Source organism: Variovorax humicola, assembly GCF_037889915.1.
GTDB lineage: Bacteria > Pseudomonadota > Gammaproteobacteria > Burkholderiales > Burkholderiaceae_C > Variovorax > Variovorax humicola.
In genome coordinates this window covers 28,069-52,624 of record NZ_JBBKZV010000009.1, presented here as the reverse complement: position 1 = coordinate 52,624, position 24,556 = coordinate 28,069, and the positions used below count along the sequence as shown (strand labels likewise).

Annotated in this window: 25 protein-coding genes and 2 pseudogenes; 8 read left to right on the top strand and 19 right to left on the bottom strand. The window is 64.3% G+C overall.

The features are described 5' to 3' along the window. Positions 1–112 precede the first annotated feature (112 nt). Positions 113–1,171: a class I SAM-dependent methyltransferase gene (locus tag WKW80_RS16530; protein WP_340364658.1), complete on the top strand. Its 1,059-nt coding sequence runs from the start codon at positions 113–115 to the stop codon at positions 1,169–1,171. 201 nt (positions 1,172–1,372) lie between these two features. On the opposite strand, the gene WKW80_RS16525 is transcribed toward WKW80_RS16530, so the two are convergent. Further along, on the bottom strand, positions 1,373–2,023 hold the full coding sequence (locus WKW80_RS16525) for a hypothetical protein (protein ID WP_340364657.1): 651 nt from the start codon (positions 2,021–2,023) through the stop codon (positions 1,373–1,375). 292 nt (positions 2,024–2,315) lie between these two features. Here WKW80_RS16525 and WKW80_RS16520 point away from each other — a divergent pair, with 292 nt between their 5' ends. Beyond that, positions 2,316–4,700 carry a DNA polymerase II gene (locus WKW80_RS16520; RefSeq protein ID WP_340364656.1) on the top strand — a complete coding sequence of 795 codons (2,385 nt, stop codon included), beginning with the start codon at positions 2,316–2,318 and terminating at the stop codon, positions 4,698–4,700. A gap of 217 nt (positions 4,701–4,917) precedes the next feature. Here the strand turns inward: WKW80_RS16520 and WKW80_RS16515 are convergent, their stop codons facing one another. From WKW80_RS16515 to WKW80_RS16505, 3 genes are all read right to left on the bottom strand, one after another. Beyond that, entirely contained in the window at positions 4,918–5,691 is a 774-nt protein-coding gene (locus tag WKW80_RS16515; protein WP_340364655.1) for a M15 family metallopeptidase, read from the bottom strand. A 147-nt stretch (positions 5,692–5,838) separates the two neighbouring features. After that, positions 5,839–6,480, bottom strand: a complete 642-nt coding sequence (locus tag WKW80_RS16510; protein WP_340364654.1) for a glycoside hydrolase family 75 protein — start codon at positions 6,478–6,480, stop codon at positions 5,839–5,841. Positions 6,481–6,778: 298 nt separating this feature from the next. Beyond that, a complete protein-coding gene (locus WKW80_RS16505) occupies positions 6,779–6,955 on the bottom strand; it encodes a hypothetical protein (RefSeq protein WP_340364653.1) in 177 nt (58 codons plus the stop codon). Positions 6,956–7,302: 347 nt separating this feature from the next. Between WKW80_RS16505 and WKW80_RS16500 the strand changes: the two genes are divergently transcribed. Beyond that, a complete protein-coding gene (locus WKW80_RS16500; protein ID WP_340364817.1) occupies positions 7,303–7,713 on the top strand; it encodes a hypothetical protein in 411 nt (136 codons plus the stop codon). Between the two features lie 22 nt (positions 7,714–7,735). On the opposite strand, the pseudogene WKW80_RS16495 reads toward WKW80_RS16500, so the two are convergent. Beyond that, positions 7,736–7,908: pseudogene (locus WKW80_RS16495) on the bottom strand (histone deacetylase family protein); the annotation flags it as partial. A 176-nt stretch (positions 7,909–8,084) separates the two neighbouring features. Here WKW80_RS16495 and WKW80_RS16490 point away from each other — a divergent pair. Beyond that, positions 8,085–8,927 (top strand): universal stress protein, encoded by an 843-nt coding sequence (locus WKW80_RS16490; protein ID WP_340364652.1) that lies wholly within the window; start codon positions 8,085–8,087, stop codon positions 8,925–8,927. Positions 8,928–8,932: 5 nt separating this feature from the next. After that, the gene (locus WKW80_RS16485; protein ID WP_340364651.1) at positions 8,933–9,511 is read left to right on the top strand and encodes an NAD(P)H-dependent oxidoreductase; all 579 of its coding nucleotides are present in this window, start codon (positions 8,933–8,935) and stop codon (positions 9,509–9,511) included. 27 nt (positions 9,512–9,538) lie between these two features. Here the strand turns inward: WKW80_RS16485 and WKW80_RS16480 are convergent. Next, a pseudogene (locus WKW80_RS16480) lies at positions 9,539–10,230 on the bottom strand (YoaK family protein). Positions 10,231–10,239: 9 nt separating this feature from the next. Beyond that, on the bottom strand, positions 10,240–10,446 hold the full coding sequence (locus WKW80_RS16475; RefSeq protein ID WP_340364650.1) for a universal stress protein: 207 nt from the start codon (positions 10,444–10,446) through the stop codon (positions 10,240–10,242). 232 nt (positions 10,447–10,678) lie between these two features. On the opposite strand from WKW80_RS16475, the gene WKW80_RS16470 reads away from it, so the two are divergent. After that, a complete protein-coding gene (locus tag WKW80_RS16470; protein ID WP_340364649.1) occupies positions 10,679–11,107 on the top strand; it encodes a universal stress protein in 429 nt (142 codons plus the stop codon). A gap of 101 nt (positions 11,108–11,208) precedes the next feature. Here the strand turns inward: WKW80_RS16470 and WKW80_RS16465 are convergent, their stop codons facing one another. The 5 genes from WKW80_RS16465 to WKW80_RS16445 are packed head-to-tail and all read right to left on the bottom strand — an operon-like array spanning position 11,209 to position 15,523. Next, entirely contained in the window at positions 11,209–12,213 is a 1,005-nt protein-coding gene (locus tag WKW80_RS16465) for a TRAP transporter substrate-binding protein (RefSeq protein ID WP_340364648.1), read from the bottom strand. Positions 12,214–12,256: 43 nt separating this feature from the next. After that, positions 12,257–13,537, bottom strand: coding sequence for a TRAP transporter large permease (locus tag WKW80_RS16460; protein ID WP_340364647.1), 1,281 nt, complete (start codon positions 13,535–13,537; stop codon positions 12,257–12,259). Further along, positions 13,534–14,094, bottom strand: a complete 561-nt coding sequence (locus WKW80_RS16455) for a TRAP transporter small permease (RefSeq protein ID WP_340364646.1) — start codon at positions 14,092–14,094, stop codon at positions 13,534–13,536. The genes WKW80_RS16460 and WKW80_RS16455 overlap by 4 nt, the downstream gene beginning before the upstream one ends. After that, positions 14,091–14,540 (bottom strand): type II 3-dehydroquinate dehydratase, encoded by a 450-nt coding sequence (locus WKW80_RS16450; RefSeq protein ID WP_340364645.1) that lies wholly within the window; start codon positions 14,538–14,540, stop codon positions 14,091–14,093. The genes WKW80_RS16455 and WKW80_RS16450 overlap by 4 nt, the downstream gene beginning before the upstream one ends. Positions 14,541–14,563: 23 nt before the next feature. After that, entirely contained in the window at positions 14,564–15,523 is a 960-nt protein-coding gene (locus WKW80_RS16445; protein WP_340364806.1) for a TRAP transporter substrate-binding protein, read from the bottom strand. 244 nt (positions 15,524–15,767) lie between these two features. Between WKW80_RS16445 and WKW80_RS16440 the strand changes: the two genes are divergently transcribed. After that, the gene (locus WKW80_RS16440) at positions 15,768–16,550 is read left to right on the top strand and encodes an IclR family transcriptional regulator (RefSeq protein WP_340364805.1); all 783 of its coding nucleotides are present in this window, start codon (positions 15,768–15,770) and stop codon (positions 16,548–16,550) included. Positions 16,551–16,731: 181 nt separating this feature from the next. On the opposite strand, the gene WKW80_RS16435 is transcribed toward WKW80_RS16440, so the two are convergent. Further along, a complete protein-coding gene (locus WKW80_RS16435; RefSeq protein ID WP_340364644.1) occupies positions 16,732–17,346 on the bottom strand; it encodes a hypothetical protein in 615 nt (204 codons plus the stop codon). Between the two features lie 427 nt (positions 17,347–17,773). Between WKW80_RS16435 and WKW80_RS16430 the strand changes: the two genes are divergently transcribed. Then, entirely contained in the window at positions 17,774–18,403 is a 630-nt protein-coding gene (locus WKW80_RS16430) for a DUF2652 domain-containing protein (protein WP_340364643.1), read from the top strand. Positions 18,404–18,721: 318 nt separating this feature from the next. Here WKW80_RS16430 and WKW80_RS16425 read toward each other — a convergent pair whose 3' ends face one another. Genes WKW80_RS16425 through bioA form a run of 6 tightly spaced genes read right to left on the bottom strand, consistent with a single transcriptional unit; the run spans position 18,722 to position 24,493 of the window. Then, the gene (locus WKW80_RS16425; protein WP_340364642.1) at positions 18,722–18,871 is read right to left on the bottom strand and encodes a hypothetical protein; all 150 of its coding nucleotides are present in this window, start codon (positions 18,869–18,871) and stop codon (positions 18,722–18,724) included. Positions 18,872–18,881: 10 nt separating this feature from the next. Continuing rightward, positions 18,882–20,147 (bottom strand): cytochrome P450, encoded by a 1,266-nt coding sequence (locus tag WKW80_RS16420; protein WP_340364641.1) that lies wholly within the window; start codon positions 20,145–20,147, stop codon positions 18,882–18,884. Beyond that, positions 20,144–21,178, bottom strand: coding sequence for a biotin synthase BioB (gene bioB / locus WKW80_RS16415; protein WP_340364640.1), 1,035 nt, complete (start codon positions 21,176–21,178; stop codon positions 20,144–20,146). Before bioB ends, WKW80_RS16420 begins: the two co-directional genes overlap by 4 nt. Positions 21,179–21,226: 48 nt before the next feature. Further along, a complete protein-coding gene (gene bioD, locus WKW80_RS16410; RefSeq protein ID WP_422822916.1) occupies positions 21,227–21,946 on the bottom strand; it encodes a dethiobiotin synthase in 720 nt (239 codons plus the stop codon). Further along, the gene (gene bioF, locus WKW80_RS16405) at positions 21,943–23,145 is read right to left on the bottom strand and encodes an 8-amino-7-oxononanoate synthase (protein WP_340364638.1); all 1,203 of its coding nucleotides are present in this window, start codon (positions 23,143–23,145) and stop codon (positions 21,943–21,945) included. The genes bioD and bioF overlap by 4 nt, the downstream gene beginning before the upstream one ends. Further along, on the bottom strand, positions 23,111–24,493 hold the full coding sequence (bioA, locus tag WKW80_RS16400; RefSeq protein WP_340364637.1) for an adenosylmethionine--8-amino-7-oxononanoate transaminase: 1,383 nt from the start codon (positions 24,491–24,493) through the stop codon (positions 23,111–23,113). The genes bioF and bioA overlap by 35 nt, the downstream gene beginning before the upstream one ends. Positions 24,494–24,556 lie beyond the last annotated feature (63 nt).

Sequence of the window (24,556 nt, the reverse complement as noted above, 5' to 3'; positions counted from 1 at the left end):
CAATTTCGCTGTGGGTTGGATTGTGTGAATGGAACCGGTGGGCCCAGTCCAGGGTGCGAAGCTGGCCACGCGGACCGGCATGTTTCAAGTCGTGATCAATAGGAGTGACGCCATGCAGATCGACGAAGACAAGCTCAATGCCCTGCTCGCCAGGATGGTGGCCGAGTTCGGCGCATTGGCCAGCGCGCCGCTGGTGATCCTTGGTGACCGGCTCGGGTTGTACAAGGCGATGGCAGGCGCCGGCCCGATGACGGTGGACCAATTCAGCGGACGCACGCGCCTGCGTCTGCGCTACGCGCAGGAATGGCTCAACGCGCAGGTCGCAAGCGCTTTCGTCGACTACGACGCGAGCGCGCAGACCTATACGCTCTCGCCCGAGGCTGCACTGGTGCTGGCGGACGAAAGCAGCCCCGCCTTCATGGGTGGTGGATTCGAATGCCTCATGTCGATGTTTTTCGACATCGACAAGGTGCAAAAGGCCTTTCGCGATGGCACCGGCCTTGCCTGGCACGAACATCATCCGAGCCTGTTTTCCGGCACGGAACGCTTCTTTCGCGCCGGCTACAACGCGAATCTGGAGCCGAGCTGGATTCCAGCATTGGATGGCATGAGCAAGCGCCTGCATGCCGGTGCTCGCGTGGCCGATGTGGGCTGCGGTTTCGGCGCTTCGACGATCGTGATGGCGCAGGCCTACCCGGCGTCGACATTCGTCGGCTACGACTATCACGAGCCTTCGATCGCAGCTGCTCGCGAGCGCGCCACCGCAGCGGGCGTCGCCGATCGCGTGAGCTTCGAGGTGGCCGGCGCGAAGACGTATCCGGGCCGCGATTTCGACTTGGTCGCCTTTTTCGATTGCCTGCACGATATGGGCGATCCGGTAGGAGCGGCCAGGCACGTGCGCGAGACGCTTTCGGCGGACGGCATGTGGATGATCGTCGAGCCGTTCGCCAACGATCGCCTGGAAGACAACCTCAATCCGGTCGGGCGCATCTTCTACTCTGCCTCCACGATGGTCTGTACGCCCTGCTCGCTGTCGCAGGAAGTGGGGCTCGGACTGGGCGCGCAAGCCGGCGAGCAGCGCATTCGCAGCGTCGTCCACGAAGGGGGATTCCGCCGCTTTCGGCGCGCTACACAAACGCCGTTCAACCTTGTTTTCGAAGCCCGTCCGTAGGCTTTCCCCGGGCTAGACCGACTGTCCGGCGCAAAAGGCCGTTTTTAAACGACGGCCGTAACCGGCAGGAACGCGAGAAGGGCCGCCTCTCGACGAGGTGGCTGCCCATGTTCGATGGGTACACCGGACGAGCGGTGCTTCAGCGCGCGTCACTTCGGGTGCGGAAGATTCATATTGGCGACTCTTCACGACACGCGACGTTCACGAGGTCGAGCCGCAAAGCGTTGCCAACTTCCTCTTCGCGCTCTGCATGAGGCCGGCCCGCTCGACGGGCAATTGCGCCCTGGTTTCTCCGTACGCGATGATCTCGTGCGTCGAATCTGCCGCAAGCTTTGCCGCAAGCGGGTCGCGCGGCGTCAGTCTGCTGAACTTGGCGTTCGATATGACGTGCACTTTCAGATGGCGACGGAGAATCCTCGAAAGCTTTTCGCAGGCGATTGTCATGGCTGCCTCATCGGGCACCAGGTGGCCATGGACGATCAACAACTCAACGTTGGCGTCCTCGTCCTCTCCCAGCACAAAAGCGCGCAACACCGACTCCCTGAATCTGGAACGCAGCATGGCCCGAATAGGTTCTGCCGCGGCGAACGACTTCAGCGCGATGCTCCGCAGCTCGTTGTAAAAGACGAACGAACGGTCGGCCTCGACGGTCTCGGGCAAGTCCGCCTTCGGCTTTTTCCTTGTCAGGATGCCGCTCTTGACGAGATGCTCCAAGGTACGCGATACATCCTCGGTGTCGAGCTTGGAAAGCTGGGCGAGTTCGCTCGTCGCGAACTGCTGGTCGGGTGCCGCGTAGACGACCTTCAAGAGCTTTTGCACTTCCGGAGCAAAGAGAAAATCTGCGGCACTCATTCTTGCGTGGCTTGGAACATGGGCATCGCATTATGGTTTGCTGCTGCGCGCTTGCCCGGTGCGCCTGGGTTCCAATTCGCCTTGACACGGCTTGAGCCGACGGACGCCCTCGGCGGCGCGCATGCCGCGGCGACCGTTGTGCAGGCGCACTGCTCTCCTTGGGACGGGAGACGGGCCTTCCTTCGCCTATGAAGCGGCCATCATGTCCAGCCTTGCAGACAGCAGCCGGTCATAACCGGGCGAAAATCGGCGCAAGCGTTCTCTCCTGCTCCATCCGATTCCCGAAGCTCTCGTGACTTCCACCGAACTCAAGGGTTTCATCCTCACCCGCCGCTGGCGGGATGCCCCGGCTGGCACAGAAATCGAGTACTGGCTGGCAACAGACGCGGGGCCCATGAAAGTGGTCCTGACCTCCCAGACCTGCGTCGCATTTGTCGAAATCCGGCATCGGGCGTCGCTGGAATCGCACCTCGTGGCCAAGCCAGGGATGCAGGTACGTGAGCTTGCGCTGAAGACCTTCCATCACGAGCCCGTCATCGGTGTCTATGCGAAGCACTTTCGCCAGCTCGGTCAATTGGCACGAGCCCTCCAGACACAGAGCATTGCCGTGCTCGAAGCCGACGTGCGTCCGCACGACCGCCACCTGATGGAGCGGTTCATCACCGCCGGCGTGCTGGTGGAAGGGGGGAGGACAGACGGCCACACGATCGTCGACTGCACGCTCAAACCTGCGCCCGAATTCCGGCCGGCGCTGAGGGTGGTGTCGCTGGACATCGAGACGAGCCAGCACGAGGAGCTCTATTCCATTGCGCTGGACGGCATGCGGGACCGTGTCGTCTTCATGTTGGGCGAGCCGCCATCCGGTCCGCAATTGGCGCCCGATGAAACTGCGGACTTCGCGCTCGTCTATTGCCCGACCCGCAAGGCCATGATCGAACAGCTCAACGACTGGTTCGAACGGAACGACCCCGACGTCGTCATTGGCTGGAACGTCATTCAGTTCGACTTGCGGGTGCTTCAGAAGACGGCCGACGACTGTGGGGCGCAGTTCCTTCCGGGGCGGGAGCGTCGACCCATTGATTGGCGAACCCATCCGCGCAAGCAGGGCTACCTGTTCGCGCCCACGCCCGGCCGGCTGGTCATCGACGGCATCGACGCACTCAAGGCTGCTGTCTGGAGCTTTCCTTCCTTCAGCCTCGAGACCGTCTCGCAAACCTTGCTGGGCGAGGGCAAGGCCATCGGCGACGAGTACGACAAGATGGCGGAGATCGAGCGGCGCTACCAGCACGACAAGCCCGCGCTCGCGCTCTACAACATTCGAGACTGCGAGCTGGTCCTGCGCATCTTCGACAAGGCGAAGCTGCTGCAGTTCGTGCTGGAGCGGGCACAGGTCACAGGCCTGCAGGCCGATCACTTCGGTGGCTCCATTGCCGCGTTCAGCCACCACTACCTGCCGCGGATGCATCGCCTGGGCTACGTGGCGCCGAACGTGGGCGAGATTCCGAGCAAGGCCTTCCCCGGTGGGTACGTGATGGACTCGAAACCGGGGTTCTACGATTCTGTCGTGGTGCTGGATTACAAGAGCCTCTACCCCTCGATCATCCGGACTTTCCTGGTTGATCCAGTGGGTTTGGTGGAGGGTTCGAACATCGACGACCCTGCGATGCTCGTCAAGGGGCCGCAAGGGACCACCTTCTCGCGCACGCAGCATTGCCTGCCGGAAATCGTGACCACGCTCTCGCGGGCGCGGGATGAAGCCAAGCGCCAGCGCAACGAGCCGCTTTCCCAGGCGCTGAAGCTGCTCATGAACTCGTTCGCGGGCGTGCTCGGTGCGGCCGAATGCCGTTTCTTCAATCCCAAGCTGGTGTCCGCCGTGACCCTTCGTGGGCACGAAATGATGAAGCTCACGCGCGACTTCGTGGAGCGGCGGGGATACCAGGCCATCTACGGCGATACCGATTCCATTTTCATATGGCTGGGGCGAACCCACGCCAACCAGGAAGCCCATGCCGTCGCGGCAAGCCTGGTCAAAGACATCAACGACTGGTGGACGCGCACGTTGCGCGACGAGCACAACCTGGAGAACTTCCTGGAGATCGAGTTCGACACCCACTACAGCAAGTTCTTCATGCCCACCATTCGCGGCTCGGACGTCGGCAGCAAGAAGCGCTACGCGGGCCTGAGCACGGATGCCGCGGGCAAGGAAGAAATGGTCTATCGCGGCCTGGAGATGGCCCGCAGCGACTGGACCCCGTTGGCGCGCCAGTTCCAGGAGGGTCTGCTTTCGCGAATCTTTCAGGGCGAGCCCTACCGGGATTTCGTGGCCGACTATGCGCAGTCGACTTTGGCTGGCAGGAAGGATGACCTGCTCATCTACAGGAAGCGCCTGCGCCATCGCCTGGACGCCTACCTGGTCAACGTGCCGCCACAGGTCCGCGCCGCTCGCATCGCCGACGAGTACAACGCTCGGGTCAATCGACCCAGGCAGTACCAGAATGGCGGGTGGATTCGATATGTCATGACGCAAAACGGGCCGGAGCCGCTGGAGACGCGTCATTCCCGCATCGACTACGAACACTACCTGACCAAGCAGCTCCAGCCGATTGCCAACGCGATCCTTCAGCCCATGGGAGAAAGCTTCACGGCCCTGACGACTTCACAGAAAGTTCTTTTCTAGCGCGTTGCGATTGGGGTTTATTGCATGGGGCACGGTATTTCGGGCGCCGGCTGGATCGACTTGCGATTTCGACCACACGTCGTTTGTTGCCATGCTGTGCAAATGGGCGGGGGTAGATCCGGGTTCGGCAAGATTGGGAGCACGTGCCGCAATGGCCGCGACCATCGCATGCCGGCACCCGCATGAACATCGTGCGCGGCGTGAAGTCGAGACCCAATCAGTCGGTTACGGAGGGAATCTTGAAGGTCTGGTTTTGAACGGCCTGCTGCGCGCGTGCTGGATCGAATTCCCAGTGCCATGGCTCGCCACTTACAGTGCGCACAAAGCCTAGTGCGGGTGCGTTCCGTTTCAGCCAGTCATACACCTCGTTGCCGTCCGCGCCCGCGACAGCGATATCGAAGGCGATCCCGTTCTGATGGTTTGATGAGCCAGGCTTCGCAGCCTTGTTGAACCCTGGAAGCCCCCTGTCGAAGCCATCCCACAGGAACTTCTGCTCCGGATAGGACCGAAATCCGCTGTTGATGGCGACAACAACACTCGACAAGCTCGCCTCACCAACCATCTTCAGGTATGGCGCGACAGTTCCAGCGGCTATGCGTTCTATCTCCGTCTTCGCGTCGACGATCTCGACGAGGTCGATCTGGCCAATGTAGGTACCGCGCGACCAGGCAGCGTTGGGACCGAATTTGCCGCTCCCCGCAGACGGCTTGAGCAGTTCGAGAGTCTCATTGACGAACTTGCCTTGGAGATTGTTTGTTGAGGTCCAGCCAAGCGGAGTCCCATCCTGCTGGACGGCATGCGCGAACAGTGCGACCTTGTTTGCTCCAGCCTGCAAGCGCTGGACAGCGTCAACGCGTATGACGGTTGCCTGCGGTATTTTCTGTATCGTGCCACTCGACGTTTCGAAAGTCATGAGATCGCCTGCCCGCCGCAGGCGCGCGTCCGGATCAGAAACTGTGAAGCTCTTGGCAAGATAGCTACGGTCAAACATTGGCACCTCCTGTGCAGCTCAAACAGCCGCATCGATCCGACTCGGGTCGATAAACCCCCCAACGGAATCAGCTCGCCCCAGATTTGCCCGGGCCTGGAATCTCCGGCGGAAACGTGGGTTCGAATGGGTCCTCGCCTGTGAGCGCGTTCAAGCAGGCTGCAACTCAAAGCCCGGCGCCGCGGTGCCAGGCCACAACTCATACAGCACCTCGGCCCTTTCGGTGCCACCGTTGCGCGGGCTGCTCGGCATGCCGAGTGCACGGGCCGCGGCGATGCTGAGCTCGCCGATGCGCTGCGCAGGCCCACGGTCGGCGACAACGCAAGCCACGGTCTTGCCGTGCCAGGTCACCTGGGCCTTGCAGCCGCGCACCACGCCCGACGTCTTTTGAACGATGAGTGGCGGCACCACGATATAGGGAACCGTCTCGGCATCCACATAGGCCGCCGGATCGGAGGCGAGCTTGTCTCGGTGACGATACCAAGTCATCGAGGCGATCACTCCGCCCGGAAATATCTTGGGCTCGTTGTCTGTGTCCAGGAGCACGACATCCCGGGCCCAATCGTGGGCGCACACGACCTTGCCACCGCCACTGATTTTCATGCCGCCATTGGCAAGCGCTTCCGAGCCACTGTTGTCCGCCTTGTAGGCGGGCTGATGACCGCTTTGCCCATTGGCGCCATCGGCATCGATGTCAGCGTCCGCCATAAAGTGCACCCGGCCATCTTCGTCCTGCACAATTGTGCAGGTGAATCCCTCCGCCGTGATGATGCCCAATGTCTGACCGGTCATTGGAACTCCTTCAAAGCTGTGCCTGGAATGGATGATTGCATGCCGCCAGGAGCGCTGCGCATGAAATCCGCGCGCAGCACAGCATACGTTGCAACGTGGCTGGTGGCGTCCCCTGTTGGCGGGATGTCGAGGCAGTCGACCGGCGCTATCAAGCCGGCCAACCAGTGCCAAGGAACAGCCGCCCGACACAGTGCGCAAGGCAATTGCCTGCTGGCGACTGGTGTGCAAGCATCGCTCGACTTGAAAGGTGCGTCCAGCGGTCCATGCCCCCGACTTGAGCGATCTTTCGCTTTCGCGGTCAGTACGTGTCGTAGTCCTTGTGGGTCCAGGCGGCGCTGTCGAGCCCGGTCTCCATCAGCATCGTGCTCATGTACTTCACGTCGTGGAAGAAGGGCGCGGGGATGATCTGGGCCAGCGTCTTGCGCTCGACCCAGTCGCCGATACCGCAGAGCTCAAAACCTGCACGTAGGTCCATAACTCGTCCAGCGACATCGCCGAAATCTTCGACGCCGCGAGCGGCAACCGGTTGGAGTTGGCTCTGAGCGCCCGTGATTCGCCGGCGCCTGCATCCCCGAATAGCGGTTTGCGTTGGTGCCGGCGGGAATCGGGATCTGCAAGTCGGGGGTGCGCCACGCCGCGAGTGCCTTGCAAGCGCCGGCGATTCGCGGGAGTTGGATCTTCACCAGCATTGCTGTAATCTCTGCAGCATCAAGCCGCTCGCGGTTGCTGAGCGACCCAAACCGCCGATCGAGAAGCCGCCTTCGCCGGGAAGAACCATGCGAGCAAAACCAGCGCGCGTGCGTCGGGCGCGCCATGAGATCCATGGGTGCCTTTGCCGAGTGCACCTGGCTGATGCGATGGCTGTGGCTGCCCAAACAGGTTGCCAGTAGTTGGGCAATGCCGGCTTTGTCGTCGCGGGCGGCCAAATGGGTCGAAATGGTCACGCGCGGCTTGCGTCATATCAAAACGCGCGACGGCGTTCGCAGGAAGCTCAATCCTCACCCACAGGAGATCACCATGCCCCATGACGACAAGCTCGCATTCCCCGTGCAGGATGGCCTGTTGCACCTGGCTCTCGAGTGGCAGAACGCTTTCGCAGCCCAATTGCTGCAAGCGCAGCAGAATCAGTTCCAGCTCCTGGCCGCCTGGCAGAAGGCAATGGAAGACTCGCAGCGCGACTTGTGGGATCAGTGGATCTGCCGCTTCGGTGGCGGGGTACCGCTCGACGGCTGAGCCTCGCGTACCCGCCGGATCCGTCGCGGCCCATCAGGATCCTGACGTGGGCAGCGACGCTGCGGGCGATCGGCGCCTGCGCGTAGCCGCCCTCCGGGCACGAGACGCCCGGCCACCGGAGTGCCGGTGCGCAATGTCCATGATCCGCCGCGTCACCCAGGCATAGTCACTCTCGACCAATCCGAGGTCGCCCATGTACCTCCGAGTTCGATACGCTCGGCAAAGCCGGGGAACGCGTTGTCGCGATCAGGCTTGGCAACATGGTCGTCGCGGTGGCCGTCGAAGCCTGCGAGGAGATGGCTTGATGCGCATCAAGGCGCAGCGACGTCGCGTGGAAGAACATGGGCGCACCTGAATCAACAGGCGAGACCATGACCTATCCAACCATCCTCGTGCATCTGGATCGCACCGGCGCGTTCTGCCAGCGCGCGGACCTTGCGGCAGGGTGGGCGCAGGCCCATGGGAGCCACCTCGTGGGGCTCATCTCGACCGGTCTCATCGACGGCATCATCCCGGCCGAAGAGATCCTGTCCGGTGCGACCGACTACATCGCGGAGTGCGCGGAGTACCTGCGCCATCGCGCGGAAGCCATCAGCCTTGAATTCCGGGAACTGTTGTCGGCACACGGACCACTGTCGTACGAAGTCCGCCTCATCGACTCCACGACGGTCGACGCGGTCGTCCGGCACGGACGCACGAGCGACCTTGTGGTGCTCGGCCAGCGCGACGACGACGAGGTCAAGGACATCACGACGCGCGACCTGCCGCAACGCGTGGTGATGGAAGTGGGCCGGCCGGTGCTGCTGGTGCCGTACGCAGGCCATTTCGAAGGCGTGCCGAAGAACGTGGCCGTCGCCTGGGATGGTTCGCGCGAGTCGGCGGTCGCGCTGCGGGCCGCGGTGCCGGCGATGCGGCAGGCGTCGAAGGTCACGCTGGTTTCCTGCCGTGCGGTCCATGACGACAGCTCGGAAGAGCGCTTGCTGGTGCCGGACATGCTTGCATTCCTGACGCGGCATGGCGTCCATGCGACGGCCGAAAGCGACGTCACCGAGATCGGCGTCGGGGATGCGCTGCTGTCGCGCCTGTCCGACCTCGGTGCCGACCTGCTGGTGATGGGTGGCTACGGGCATTCGCGCTTCCGCGAACTGATGCTGGGCGGCGTCACGCGGCAGATCCTGGCGCAGATGACGGTGCCGGTGCTGATGACCCACTGACGGCCATGCGAGTCCTGATCATCCAGGGGCACCCGGACGGCTGCGCGCAGCACTTCTGCCATGCGCTCGCCGATGCCTATGCCGAAGGCGCGCGCAGTGCCGGGCACGAGGTCGAACGGGTCGACATCGGGATGCTGGATTTCGCCTTCCTGCGCAGCCAGGAGGAATGGAAGCATGCCGCCTTGCCGCCCGCATTGGCCGATGCGCAAGCGGCCATCGCCCGGGCGGAGCACCTGGTCATCGTTTATCCGCTGTGGCTGGGTGGGATGCCCGCGGCCCTCAAGGGCTTCCTCGAGCAGGTGATGCGTCCGGGGTTCGCGGTTCCGGCGGACGGGCCGAACCTCCGGGCGAAGCTGCTCGCCGGGCGCAGCGCGCGCGTGGTCGTCACCATGGGAATGCCGGCCCTGGTCTACCGCTGGTACTTCCTGGCCCACGGCCTGCGTCTGCTCAAGCGCAACATCCTCGGCCTCATCGGCATCGCGCCGGTGCGCGACGCGATCGTCGGCTCGGTGGAGAACCTCACGCGCAAGCAGAGGATCGTCTGGCTGCGGCGCTTGCGGACATGGGGGCGGGCGGCCGTCTGAAACGACTCCTGCACCGGGGCGCGATCCTCACCGTTGCGCTTCGCGGGCCGCATCGCCGGTCAAGCGGTCCACCAAGGCTCTGGCACGCGCAGCATCCCGCAGCAGCGGCGGCACCGACAGGCCGAGCAGCAGGGCCGCCAGCGGCACCACGAACACGAAGCCCACATGCTTGAACCCCAGCGCGCCGGTGATGCCGCCCAGCACGAACATCGCGACGAGTCCACCGGCGATGCCCATGCGCTGGCGGTTGCGCCGGACCTGCAGCCGTGACGGAGCATGGTTGCTGCGGGCCCAGTAGAGCCACTTGCCCAGTTCCATGCCCAGGTCGGTGATGTTGCCCGTCATGTGCGTGGTGCGCACGCTGCCGCCCGAGGTCTTGGACGCGACGGCATTTTGCAGGCCCATGACCAGCAGCAAGGGCAGGGCGTAGACGCTGTGCAGGCGGTGCCTGCGGCTCCAGTTCACGAGCACTGCGCAACTGCCGGCGCCGACCATGAACGCGAGGATGGCGCCAAACGCATTGAGCACCAGCGTCGTGCTTCCCAGCACCAGCCCTCCGCGACCTGGGAGGCGAAGCCTGTCATGTGCGAGGTGTACATGTGCAGTACGAGAAAGCCGCCCGCGTTGTTGGCGCCCGCGTTGAACGCGAGCAGAAGACCCAGGCCGGCGTTGGTCGAAGGCGCGCGATGGCGGTTCGTGAGCAGGAACAGTCTGCGCATCGGGTCCGGTCAGGACTCGGCCGCGGCCACCGGGGCGTCGCGCACCAGCAGCACCGGTACCGGCGCACCGCGGAGCACGGCCTCGGCGCCGCTGCCGAACAGCAGCCGCCCGACGCCGTGGCGCCCGTGCGTGCCCAGCACGATGATGTCCGCCGGCCATTTGCTCGCCTGCGCCGCGACCAGCTCAGCCATCTTGCCGGTGAAGCCGCTGTGCAAGACCGACTCGGATTCGACGCCCGCGGCGCGGGCGCGTTACCGCCACGAGTCCGGAGCGACAGCCGTGCGCAGCCTTGATCGGCGTCAAGCGCGGACGGCGGCGTACCTTGCAAAATGGTTGCACGCGGAAATTCAAGCGCGCCAGCGTCGCGCACAACCTGAAAGGTGATTGCATGCACGACCTGCGACCTACCCTTGTTCACCAAAGCTCCTTGACGGGAGCGGTGCGACCATGAAGATACTTGTCGGCACCGATGGCTCGAAGCACGCGCTGCGTGCGGTCAAGTACGCGGCCGGGCTCGCGCGCGACGTGCGCTCGTCCCCGAACAGGATCACGCTCATCAGCGTCCATGACGACACCGGCCTGCGCCACGCCAAAGCGTTCGTGGGCGCCGCCGAAGTCAGCGACTATCTGCGCGAACTCAGCGAGAAGGAACTCAGGCCGGCCGTGCGGTGGCTGAAATCGACGGGCATCGATTACGACATCGAGATCCGCACCGGGCACGTGGCCGGCGCGATCGTCGACTGCGCCAAAGCAGGGAAGTTCGACCTGATCGTGCTGGGGTCGAAGGGCCGCAGCGCAGTGGCCGACCTGCTGCTGGGTTCGGTCGTGCAGCGCGTGCTGGCGACCTCGCCGCAGCCTGTGATGGTCGTCAAGTAGAGCGGTGGGCGGCCGTCCTGCCGGCCCGCTGTCTCACTTCAATGTCACCATCGTCAGCTCCGACGCCAATGCCGCGCTCGAACAGGTCCATTGAACGACAACTACCTGCGTACCTTGGCTATCTCGGCCATCAGTTCCTTCACGGTCGCTTCGCCGATCGACGCGGTGTACTTGTCGATCACAGGCTTCACCTTCTCGCGCAGCTTGGCGACCTCGGTCGGTGGCAGTTCGGTCACGGTCATGCCCGCCTGCTTGAGCGCTTCGAGCGCGCTGTCGGCCGCGCCGCGCGAAGCCTGGCGCTGGAAGGTGGTCGCTTCCGAGGCCGAGTCGGAGATGATTTTCTTCTCCTGGTCGCTCATCGTGTCCCAGGTCTTCTTGCTGACGATCAGGGCTTGCGGGTTGTAGATGTGGCGTGTCTGCGTCACGTACTTCTGCACTTCCGCGAACTTGGACGACAGGATCACCGTGTTCGGATTTTCCTGGCCGTCGACTGCCTTCTGGTCAAGCGCCGAATAGAGCTCGGGGAAAGGCAGCGGCGTCGCATTGGCGCCGAGGGTGTTGAACAGGTCGACGTAAATGGGCGACTGGATTACGCGGATCTTCAAGCCCGCGATGTCATCGGCCTTGGCAATCGGGCGTTTGCTGTTGGTGACGTTGCGAAAGCCGAGGTCCCAGTAGCCGAGGCCGTGCAGCCCTTTGTCTTCCAGCGTGCCGAACAGTTTCTGGCCGAACGGGCCATCGGTCACGGCATCGGCCTCCTGCCCATTGTTGAACAGGAACGGAAAGTCGTAGACCGCGAATTCCTTGACCTGCGCGCTGAGGATGCCAGCGTTCAGCACCGTGATCTCGACCGTGCCGCCCTGCAGGGCCGACACCGTTTGGAGGTCGCCGCCGAGCGCGCCGCCGGGGAACAGCTTGACCGTGATCTTGCCGTCCGACTTCGCAGATACGAGGTCGGCGAACTTCTGCGCGCCCTGCGCCTGCGGATGGCCGGTCTGGTTCTGGAACGCGAACTTCAGGGTGCGTTCCTTCACCTGCGCCCCTGCGCCAGCCATGGCCAGTACTGCGGCGGCGGCGACGAGGGTCTTCCAGATGCGACTTTTCATGATGTGTTTCCTATCGTCTTGAGTGAAGCGAACGCGGGCCTTCTCAGCCGCTGAAAAATCTGGCCGGCCCTGTGACCAGCCAAGGGAACAGCACCATCACGAACATGATCAGGAACTCCGCGATCATGAAAGGCACCACGCCTTTGGTGACGTCGTCCATCGAGATGCGGCCCACGCCGGCCACCACGTTGAGCACGGTGCCCACGGGCGGCGTGACCAGGCCGATGGAGTTGTTGATGATGAACAGCACGCCGAAGTAGACGGGGTCGATGCCGGCCGCCTTCACGATCGGCATCAGCACCGGCGTGAGGATCAGGATGGTGGGCGTCATGTCCATCGCCGTACCCACGATCATCACCAGCACCATGATCGCGAACATCAGCAGGATCTTGTTGCCCATGAAAGGCTGCAGGAGGCCGACCACTTTCGACGGCAGGTCGGCCACGGTGATCAACCATGCGCTCACCATCGCAGCGGCGATGAGGAACATCACGATCGCACTGGTCTTCGCCGCACTGACGAAGATGCCGTACAGGTCCTTCCAGGTGAGCTCTCGATAGATCACGATCGACACGAAAAGCGCATACACGGCCGCGACCACCGCCGCTTCGGTCGGCGTGAAGACACCCATGCGCAAGCCCACCAGGATGATCACCGGCAGGAACAGCGCCCACAGCGCGTGGCGGAACGCGCGCATGATTTCGACGCCCGACTTGCGTGGCGGCGGGATGATCTTTTCGCGACGCACCAGCCAGGCCCACGTCACCCACAGCGCGGCGCCGATCAGCAGGCCGGGCGCGATGGCCGCAAGGAACAGCTTCGAGATCGAGACGTTGGCCGCGACGCCAAAGATCACCAGGCCGATGCTCGGCGGAATGACCGGGCCGATCACACCGGTGGCCGCGATGAGACCACCGGCGCGTGCCTTGTCGTGCCCTGCACTGACCATCATCGGCAGCAACAGCGCCGTCAGCGCCGCAGCATCTGCAACGGCCGAACCCGAGAGCGCCGAGAGCAGGCAGCCGGCCAGGATGGTCACATAGCCGAGACCGCCCTTCACATGGCCCACCAGCGCCATCGCGAAATTGACGATGCGCTTCGACAACCCTCCGACGTTCATGATCTCGCCGGCCAGCATGAAGAAGGGAACCGCCAGCAACGGAAAGCTGTCGGCGCCGCCGATGACGTTCTGCGCAAGAATCTGCGCGTCGAACAGGTCGAGGTGCCACATCAGCGCCACCCCACTCGCGAGCAGCGAGAACGCGATCGGGATGCCCATGGCCATTGCCAGGAGCAGCGAACCCACGAAGACGAAGACGGTCATTTCCTGGCCCCGGGTTCATGCGCCGAGCCGAGGATCTGCTGAAGCTGCACCGCTTCCTCGGATTCCTGGATCATGACGAGGTCTTCATCGGCGACCTGGCCGGTGAGGATGCGAATCAGGTCGAGCGCCAGCAGCCCGGCAGCGAGCACCGCGAACACGATGCCAACGCCGTAGACGATGGCCATCGATGCGCCCGTGACCGGCGCGGTCACATCCCAGTTGATGCGCGTTTGCGCCAGGCTGCCCCGGAACAGCAACCACACGATGTAGAGCATCACCACGTGGCCGGCCACCGCGCAAGCCTTCTTGCCGATCGGCGGCAGCATTTGCACGACCATGTCCATGCCGAGGTGACCATGCTCTTTCAGCGCGACCAGTGCGCCAAGGAACGTGACCCAGATGAACAACCAGCGCGAGACTTCCTCCGACACGGTGATGCCCGAGTTGAAGCCGTAGCGCAGCACCACGTTGCCGAACACCAGCACCACCATCAGCGCGAGGAACAGGGCGATGACAGCCTCGACGACCTTGCAGCCTCGGTCGATCCAGCGGCTCATGCTGCGGCTTCGCTTTCACGCAGCATCTCGACCAGCCCGCGCAATGCGGCAAGGTACGACACCGGCCCGAGTCCCTGCACCGTGCCTTTGACGGCCGGAGAGATGATCGAATGCGCGCGCCATGCCTCGCGCGCCGCGATGTTGGACATGTGCACCTCCAGCATCGGGAAGGGCATGGCCTTGATCGCGTCGTGCAGCGGCACGCCATGCTGCGTGAGGCCGGCCGGGTTGACCAGCGCGCCTTGCGCTTCGTCGATGTTCCTGTGCAGGAAGTCGATCAGGTCGCCTTCGTGGTTCGACTGGATGACGTCGAGCGTCACGCCGAGTTCGGCGGCCAGCTTGTCGAGCCGCGCGTTGATCTCGGCCAGCGTCGTATGGCCGTAGATGTGCGGCTCGCGACGCCCGAAAAGATTGAGGTTCGGTCCGTGCAGAACGAGGATCTTCATGGGATGCCTTGTCGGATGTGAACTCACTTGCGGATGCGTGCAAGTTCGTCGTAATAAAGCTTCACCATTGCGGGGTCATAGCTGGCGGCGAACTTGTCGATCACCGGCTTGGCAATCTGGCGCATGCGGGCCTGCTCGGTGGAACTCACGTCGTTGAACTGCATGCCCTTGGCCTGCAGTTCGCCCACCGACTTCTGCGCGGCGGCGCGGCTCACCTGGCGCTGGTAGCCGCGTGTCTCGTTGGCGGCTTCGTTCATCCATTTCTGCTCGGTGGGCGAGAGCGTGTCCCAGAACTTCCTGCTGACCAGCACGATGTTGGCCGCGTAGACGTGGTTGGTGGCGCTCAGGAACTTCTGCACCTCGAACATCTTGTTCGACAGGATCACCGAGTACGGGTTCTCCTGGCCGTCGACCGCCTTCGATTCGAGCGCGCCGTACAACTCGGCGAACGGCATCGGAACCGGATTGGCCCTGAATGCCTTGAAGGTGTCGAGGAACACCGGATTCGGGATCACGCGGATCTTCAAGCCATCGAGGTCTTCGGCCTTGGTGATGGGGCGCTTGCTGTTGGTCACGTTGCGGAAGCCCAGGTCCCAGTAGCCCAACGCGACCAGACCTTTTTCCGGCAGCTTGGCAATCAGCGCCTGGCCCAGCGGGCCATCCAGCAGCGCATCGGCCTGCGTGAAGGTGCTCACCGCAAACGGAAAGTCGATCAGGCCGAACTCCTTGACGATGCCCGCAAGCGAGGTCGTGGCCGGCGCCGACATCTGTTGCACGCCGCCCTGCAGCGCGGACTGCTGCTGCAGTTCGTTGCCCAGTTGCGAGGCCGGGTACTCCTGTACCTTCATCTTGCCGCCGCTCTTGGCGGCCAGCAGTTCCGCAAAGCGCTTCACGCCGAAGCTCACTGGATGGTCGGCATTGTTGAGGTGGCCGAAGCGGATCACACGATCCTGCGCATCCTGCGCGAAGGCCGAGGCGGCCATGGCAATGGCGATGCCGGCGACGGCCAGCGAACGAAGAAAAAGAGCGCTCAACACAGACTCCAGTCGGGTATGAAATCGGAGGGCAAGGCGCGTTGTTGGCAACGGCCGGATGCCCAATGCGGCGCGATGTTATGAAAATCTGGAAAAGGTTTCCATAAGTGAAAACACTTTACCGAGTGCAGGTACAGTGGCACTTCAGTACGATGATGAGGCCCGTGGACCGGGCGCCTTCGGGGCCATGACAATGAGCGCAATACTTGAACGCAGCTTCAAAATAATGGAGCACCTTGCCGAGCATCCGGAAGGTCGGCAACTGTCTGCATTGGCGACCGATCTCGGCATGCCGCTGAGTGCGACGCACCGCCTGCTGGCCGAGTTGATTCGTTGCGGCTATGTGCGCCAAGACCAGAACCACGGTGACTACAGGCTCACCATCAAGCTCGTCTCGTTGGGCCTCAGCTTCCTCAGCAACAGCGGCATCGTCGATGTTGCACAGCCGCTGCTCGATCGCCTCGCCGCCGAGTCTGGTGAACTGGTGCGGCTGGCGGTGGTCGATGGCGATGACCTGACATTCGTGGCCAAGGCACAGGGTGCAAGGCGCGGGCTTCGCTACGACCCGGACATGGGCCTTTCGGTCAACCTCTCATGCAGTTCGGCTGGTCATGCATGGCTGTCGACGATGACCGACGAAGAAGTGTTGCAACTGGTCGCGCGGCAAGGCCTCGGCAAGCCGGGCGAGTTCGGCCCCAAGGCGCCGACCACCGTCAGGGCCGTTCTCACCTATGTGCGCAACGCCCGCAAGCGTGGCTTCAGCATGATCAACGAGGTTTTCGCCCCGGCCATGACGGCCATGGCAGCGCCGATCCGAATTGGCAATGGCGCGGCAATCGGGGTGGTCACGATTGCAGGCCCGCTGGTCAGGCTCACGGAGGAACGGATGCTGGCGCTCGGCCCGGCTCTGCTTGCCACTGCCGAGGATGTTGCGCACGCGAGCGGCGCATCGGCCATGTTCAAGAAGCGGGCCTGACGCACGAAAACCGCTATTGGTGCGCCTCGTATTCGGTGCAGTCTTCGCGTGGCATCCCGTAGTCAGACGTCTCGTTTTCGAGGCCTTGCGGCGACGCATCCGTGGTCGGCTGTGGTGCAGCGTCGAGTGCTGATGGTCATATCGTTAAACGTTAGATCGACGGCCGTTCGGGCTCGCTTGTTCAACAATTGAATGGCGCGAGCACGACGAAAAGCTCACGGTGAAATCGAAGCGCTGGAAACCGTGCGGGCGAGCCATTGATCATGAGGTCCGGCAGCGTGACTGACACATCGCGAGCGCCTTCCGTGTCAAGTCGCGCAGCCATCCAGTAGTGGTTGTTCCACACCCGCCGGCCGATGACCGAGCGGCCGCCGACCAGCTGCGTACGCACGGGCACCATGTATTTCGCCAAGGCCGGTGACCCGCTGAAGCTGTTGATGCCGGGTGCGTCCACCAGGCTGATGTTCGGGTAGCGAGCTTCCAACGGCGATCGTCCGTTTCCGCGAAAAATCGTGACGGTTGCATCGTCGAGCTGCACTGTCATGCCTTGCGGGACATCGAGCCGGACTTCAAGGTACCCGTTCGAGAACGCCTGGACCAGCTTGACCTGTGCGTGCAAGCCCTGCAGATCCACTTCGATGCCTTCCGGAACGCTCTTGTTGATCGAACAGGATGAATAAATGGTTTTGCCTTGCGTCGCGTCGGCCACGTAGAGCGAAACCGGAACTGGCGCACATCCGATGCAAAGGAAGCCTGGAACCAGCAAGGCGCCGAGGCCAAGTCTTCGCAGGTTCATCAGTCGATCCCGAAGTTGCGACGTGTGCAGACTGTCGCTTGGGACGCTGTCTTTCCAGCGTTTTGCCTCGCGGCATCGCATCGTGATCGGGTCGGTATGACGACGCAGTACCGGCTCTCCCGTGATGGCCCCTCTGGTGGAGGCAGGGCGCTTTTCGACAGCCCGCGCTCGGCATCGTCGCACGCCGACTTTGCGATGACCGCGGAGTTCGGTAGATCATCGCGAAAGCTCTGCCAGCGCCCACAGGGATGCGTGCTTGCCGGCGACGCCGCCGCAAGTCGCCCGCATCGAAGTCGGTATGGCGAGCCGTTCTCGCTCGGCTCGCCTATCGCCAGACTGGGTTGCCTTCGGGGTCTTGTTGTGGCGGCGTCTGATCTGCACGGGCGCGCGTGGTTGAATTCGACGACGCAAATCCCTGGAGCGAACCGTGGCGACAACAAATCCCGACGACGTGCTTTTCTTCATTCCGGACATCAGCGGATTCACGAAGTTCGTGACCGAGACCGAGGTGAGCCATAGCCAGCACATCATCCAGGAGTTGCTGGAGTTGATCGTGGACGCCAACCAGCTCGGGCTGGAGGTTTCCGAGTTTGAAGGCGATGCGGTGCTGTTCGTTCGTCCTGGCGCGCCGCCGTCGCTGGAAGAGCTTCTGGCGCAGGCACGGAAGATGTTCGTGGACTTCCATTCGCACATCAAGCGGATCGAGATCATGCGCACCTGCGCATGCGGCGCCTGCTCCAGCGTCCATTGCCTGTCGCTCAAGTTCGTCGCGCATTTCGGGCCGGCCAGGACCATGCAGGTCAAGGGACATTCGAAATTCATCGGCAAGAGCATCATCGTCGCGCACCGGCTGTTGAAGAACCAGGTGCCCGAGTCCGAGTACCTGCTGGTGAGCGAGGAGACGCTGAACCAGCTGGCCGACGGCACCAAGACGGCCTCGTCGTTCGAGTGCGGCAACTGCAGCTACGACGAGATCGGGGAGGTCGCGTATCGGCACCATTCGATGGCGCCGTATCTGGCCGAGGCGAAGGCTGCGGTCACCGGACCCCATGCATGAAAGGTGCATCGCCACGCGTGTGGCCGGGAGTGGCCTCGAGCGACGCTTCACTCGTAGCTCGTGATCGTATTTCACGAGGTCAGCCAACCCGCCTTGGAGAATAGGACCCACCGAAACCGATGGGAGCAATGTTTTTTTCAGCGGTGCCGGCTCTCACTTGAACCTGTACGCCCACGTACATCTCTGATTGTTTCGATCATGCGAACGGCATGGTTCGGTTGCGCCAGGTATTCCACGCGATTTTTCGATGCAAACTTCATCTCACAGAGCAGCCATTCACTGTTCCGCATGCGACCGTCTGCCTGCGATGAAGCCATCTCAATCTTCCTTCACGAGGTATTTCCAGATGACGTTCGAATTCTCCGAAACCGCACGCCTGCAACCCCGGGCAGGCGCTGCGAATGGCTGTCGACAATCGTTGTCATCAACTCGAAGATCCTCGACGATGTCGGCGAGGAGGTGGATCACTTGGTGCTCCTCATGAAGCAACCCCCTGTCGAGCCTGGCGCACCATTAGATCGTTCAGGCCGCGGTACACCGCATTGCCGCTCCAGCGCGGCTGGGTATCGACCAGACTCAGCTGCGGGAAGCGATGCAGCAGGCGTCTGAAAACGATCTCGGCTTCCATCAGCGTCAAGTTCGCGCCAATGCACACATGCGGGCCGGCGCCGAAGGACAACAGGCCACCTGGGCGACGCGTGATGTCCAGCCGCTCGGCCTGCTCGTAGCGCATCGGGTCGCGGTTGGCGGAGCCGATGAGCGCGACCACCAGTTCGCCACGGCACAGCTTCCGGCCATGCAGCGTCAGATCGGCCGCGACGCGGCGGCCGGTGTACTGCACCGGGCTGTCGAAGCGAAGCAGTTCACGCACCGCGCCCGGCAGCCGGGCAGGCTCGTGGCGCAGGCGCTGCCATGCGACGGGATCGGCCAGCAGCGCCCGCAGTCCGTTGCCCAACAGGTTTCGCGTGGTCTCGTGCCCGGCGAACAGCAGCATTGCACACTGGGCGAGCAACTCGGCACCGGGCTGGATGTCGCCGGCCGCCTCAGCCCGCAGCAACCGGCTCACGAGGTCGTCGCCCGGAGCGTGTCGGCGCTGCGGCACGAGCTGTTCGAAGTAGGAGCTCATCGCCAGCAGGCTGGTGCGCGCGCGCCGTGCCTGCTCGAGGGAGGGCATGGGCGCACCGATGAAGGTTGCCAGATCGTCGGACCAGGCGATGAAGTCGCCGCGATCGGCCACGGGGATGTCCATCAGCATCGCCATCACCTCGGCCGGCAGCGGCCGCGCCAGTGCCTGCATGAAGTCGAAGCCTTCGTCGGCATCCACGGCATCGAGCAAGGCGTCGACGCGCCGCTCGATGGCCGGCACGAACTGTTGCAGGACGTCGCTGCGAAAGCCAGCGTTGAGGACCCCGCGGATACGCGTGTGATCAGGCGCGTCGACGAACAGCATCGCCCGTGCGAAGAGCTGCTGGAAATCCCTCAGCTCGCTGCGCGCGGCGGCGCTTTGCATCACCCAGCCGCCGGTGCGCTGCGCCGAGAACCGCATGGCATCGCGAAGCACCGCCTCGACATCGACATGGCGGGTCAGCAGCCACGCACCGCCGAAGAACTCCTCGCTCCAGTGGATCGGGCCGGCCTCGCGCAGCGCGGCGTAGCTCGGATAGGGGTCTGCGCGAAACGCTGCGTCGATGATCGGGCGGCGGAGCGGGCTCGGCACCGCGGCCGGCATCGGCAGCGCACTCATTGCGCTGGCGCGCCCGCCGCGCTTGGCCGTTCACCCTGCGCCTTCAAACCCAGCCGCTCGAACAGCGCGCGGTCGCGCGCGATCTGGGGATTGCTCGTGGTCAACAGCTTGTCGCCATAGAAGATCGAATTGGCGCCGACGGCAAAACACAGCGACTGCAGTGCCTCGTCCATCTGCTCGCGCCCGGCCGACAGGCGCACCATCGTCGTCGGCATCGTGATGCGCGCGACCGCGATGGTCCGCACGAACTCGAAGGGGTCGAGCGGCTCGGTACCGGCCAGCGGCGTGCCCTTGACCTGCACCAGGTTGTTGATCGGCACCGACTCGGGATAGGGCTCGAGGTTGGCCAGTTGCGCGATCAGCCCGGCGCGCTGGGTGCGGCTCTCGCCCATGCCGACGATGCCGCCGCAGCAGACATGGATGCCGGCGTCGCGCACATGGGCCAGCGTATCGAGCCGGTCCTGGTAGGTGCGGGTGCTGATGATGCTGCCGTAGAACTCGGGGGCGCTGTCCAGGTTGTGGTTGTAGTAGTCCAGCCCCGCATCCTTCAGGGCCTGGGCCTGCTCGGCTTCGAGCATGCCCAGCGTCATGCAGGTCTCCAGGCCCAGCGCGCGAACCTCGCGCACCATGTCGGTCACGCGCTCCATGTCGCGCGCCTTGGGGCTGCGCCATGCGGCCCCCATGCAGAAGCGCGTGGCGCCCTGGGCCTTCGCGGCCTGCGCCGCTTCGACGACTTCCTGCAGCGGCATCAGCTTGCTGGCCTCGACGCCGGTGTCGAAGTGCGCGGACTGCGGGCAGTAGCCGCAATCTTCCGCGCAGCCGCCGGTCTTGATCGACAGCAGCGTCGACAGCTGCACCTCATTGGCATCGAAGTGCTCGCGATGAACCTGCTGCGCGCGAAACAGCAGGTCCATGAAGGGCATTGCGTACAGCGCCTCGACGTCCGCGACGCGCCAGCGCACATCAGATTGCGTCGGAGCGCGAGAAGCCGAGTTGCGCAGCGCGGAGAGAGAAATGGTGTTCGTCGTCATGTTGATTCCCGATCGTGAGTTGTGTTTCGCGTAAAGAAAGAGCCTGGTTCAGGCCACGCCGAACAGCGTGCGCAACGCTGCATCGTCGAGGTGGGCCGAAACTGCCGCAGGGTCAGGGCTGGCCAGCCGGGGAACCATGCCAAGGCAGGGCGCGTGGTGGCGCCGTCGCAGTTCACCGCGAAGGGTGGCGAAGTTGTCGTCGAGATGCAGCATTCCTTGATCGACGGTGTTCGCGACCCAGCCTGCCAGCCGCAAGCCGCGTGCACGGATGGCTGCGGCCGTGAGCAGCGCATGGTTGATGCAGCCCAAGCGCAGCCCGACCACCAGCACCACCGGCAAGCCCAGGTCCGTCGCGAAGTCGGCGCTGTCGAAGCCCCGTCCGAGCGGCACACAGAAGCCGCCAACGCCTTCGACGATCAGGCACTCGGCGTGCGTTGCAAGCGCGAGGGCACCTTGCAGCAAGACGGCGCGCTCGATGGTGCGGCCTTCAAGGGCTGCGGCGATGTGCGGTGCGCAGGCAGCCTCGAACTGGAAGGGGCCGACGTCGGCATCGGTCAACGCCACCGAGCTCGCGTCGCGCAGCGCGCGCACATCTTCGTTGACGTCTTCGCCACCGATTACTTCCGTGCCGGCCGCCACCGGCTTGTAGCCGGCACAGCGCTGCCCCCGCTCGCCGAGCCAGTGCAGCAACGCGGCGCTGATGCGCGTCTTGCCGACCTCGGTGTCGGTGCCGGTGACGAAGCAGCCTCGCAATGTCTCCACATTCATCGCAGGGCCCGCGCCGCTCGCGCCAGGCCATCGACCAGCGTTTGCACGTCCTGCGGCGTGTGCGCTGCACTCAGCGTGATGCGCAGCCGTGCGGTGCCCGCGGGCACCGTCGGCGGACGGATCGCCGGCACCCACAGGCCCTGCGCGTCGAGCCCCGCGGCGAGGGCCAGCGCCGCGGCGTTGTCGCCGACGATCAACGGCTGGATCGCCGTGGCGGAATCGGCCAGCCGCCAGCCGAGACTGCGGTGTTCCTGCACCCATGTCGTGAGGCCGTCGCGCAGCATGCCGATCGATTGCGCCAATCGGGCGCGCCGCGCGTCGCCCTCGTCGCCGGCGATCAATTGCAGGCTGGCGAGCACGGCATGCGCAATCGCCGGTGGCGCCGCCGTGGTGTAGATGTAGCTGCGCGCCGACTGCACCAGCCAGTCGATCACGATCGGGTGGGCGGCCACGAAGGCCCCGCCCAGGCCCGCGGCCTTGCCGAGCGTGCCCATGTAGATCAGGCGCTCGCTGCGCAGGCCGAAGTGCGACAGGCTGCCGCTGCCGTGCCGGCCCAGCACCCCGAAGCCATGGGCGTCGTCGATGACCAGCCAGGCGTCATGCGCCTCGGCCATCGTCAGAAGGGCCGGCAGGTCGGCCAGGTCGCCATCCATGCTGAAGACGGCATCGGTCACGATCAGCTTGACCGGCGTGCTGCAAAGCCTGAGCTGGTTGGCGAGCAGGTCGAGCCGGCCGTGGGGGTAGCGCTGCAGCGGCGCCTTGGCCAGCAGCGCGCCGTCGACCAGCGACGCGTGGTTGAGCTTGTCGGCGAAGATCGTCGCGCTGGCGTCGCCCAAGGCGGTGAGAAGCGCCAGGTTGGCCATGTAGCCGGTGCAGAAGGTGAGTGCCCTCGCCTCCGGGATGCAGGGCGACAGCCAGCGGGCGAGCGCGTCCTCGAGCAGCACATGTGCACACGAATGCCCGCTGATCAGGTGCGACGCGCCACTGCCCGCGCCATGGCGGCGCGCGCCTTCGGCCAACGCCTCGATCAGCGCCGGATGGTTCGCCAGCCCCAGGTAGTCGTTGCTGCAGAAAGACAGCATCTCGCGCCCGGACACCCGCTGGTGCGGAGCGCAGGGCGACTCGGCCGTGCGCCTGTGCCGGCGCAGCGCCTGGGCCTCGTGCTCACGCAGTCGACGGTTCAGATGTTCGATCAGCATGGGCGTTCTCTGTGTCGGCTACCGCGTCCAGCGTGGCCGTGACGCGCTGCGCGAGCCACACGGCCAGCTCATCGTCAAGCACATAGGGCGGCATCAGGTAGACGGTACGGCCGATGGGGCGGATCAGCAGTTCGCGGGCACGGCCGGCGAGGTGGAAGCGTTCGGCAAAGCGCTCACCGACGAAGGGCTCCCGCACATCAAAGGCCCAGATCATCCCGCGCTGGCGGAAGTGCTCGACGCGCGGATCGTGCTGCAAGGGCGCGAGCGCCAAGCTCAGCGCCGCGGCGCGCTGCCGGTTGCGCTGCAGGACGTCGTCCTGCTCGAAGCGGTCGAGCACCGCCAGCGCGGCCCGGCAGGCCAGTGCGTTGCCGGTGTAGGAATGCGAGTGCAGGAAGCCGCGCGCGACGTCGTCATCGAGAAAGACCTCGTAGATCTCGTCGCGCGTCATCACCAGCGACAGCGGCAGCGTGCCGCCGCTGATCCCCTTGGACAGGCAGACGAAGTCCGGCCAGATCCCGGCCTGCTCGCAGGCGAAGAAGGTACCGGTGCGCCCGCAGCCCACCGCGATCTCGTCGGCGATCAGGCTCACCTGGTAACGGTCGCACAACGCTCTCACCGTGCGCAGGTAGGCCGCGTCATGCATCGCCATGCCGGCAGCGCCTTGCACCAGCGGTTCGATGATGAGCGCGGCGATATGTTCGTGGCGGGACTCGAACAACGCCTGCAACTCGGCCGCGGCCCGCGCGGCTACGTCCACCGCGGTCTCGCCCGGTCCGGCCTGACGCGTGTCGGGCGACATCACCTGGTGCGCCCGCATGAGCAACGGATCGTAGGCATCGCGGAACACCGCCACATCGGTGACCGCCAAGGCGCCGAGCGTCTCGCCGTGGTAGCCCTGGCGCAGGCAGACGAACTCCCGTTTGTCCGAACGCCCGCGGTTGCGCCAATGGTGGAAGCTCATCTTCAATGCGATCTCGACCGCCGAGGCGCCGTCACTGGCAAAGAAGCAGTGGCCGAGCACGCCATCGGTCAGCGCAGACAGGCGTTCGGCCAGTTCCACCGCCGGCGCGTGGGTGCAGCCGGCCAACATCACGTGCGGCAGGCGGTCGAGTTGGTCCTTCAGCGCCGCGTTGATGCGTGCGTCGGCATGGCCGAACAGGTTGACCCACCACGAACTGGTGGCGTCGAAGTAGCGCTGTCCTTCGTGGTCGATGAGCCACGGGCCTTCGCCGCGCGCGATAGGCAGTGGCGGCACCGCCGCGGCGCGCTGCATCTGCGTGCAGGGGTGCCAGATGCTGCGCAGGCTGCGCTGTTGCCAAGAGCTGTTTGCGCCGACGGGTGTATGCATGCGATGAATGTGAACAGTGCTGCGAATGGCGTCTCGACTTGTGTCTGGAGACGTAAATGCCCG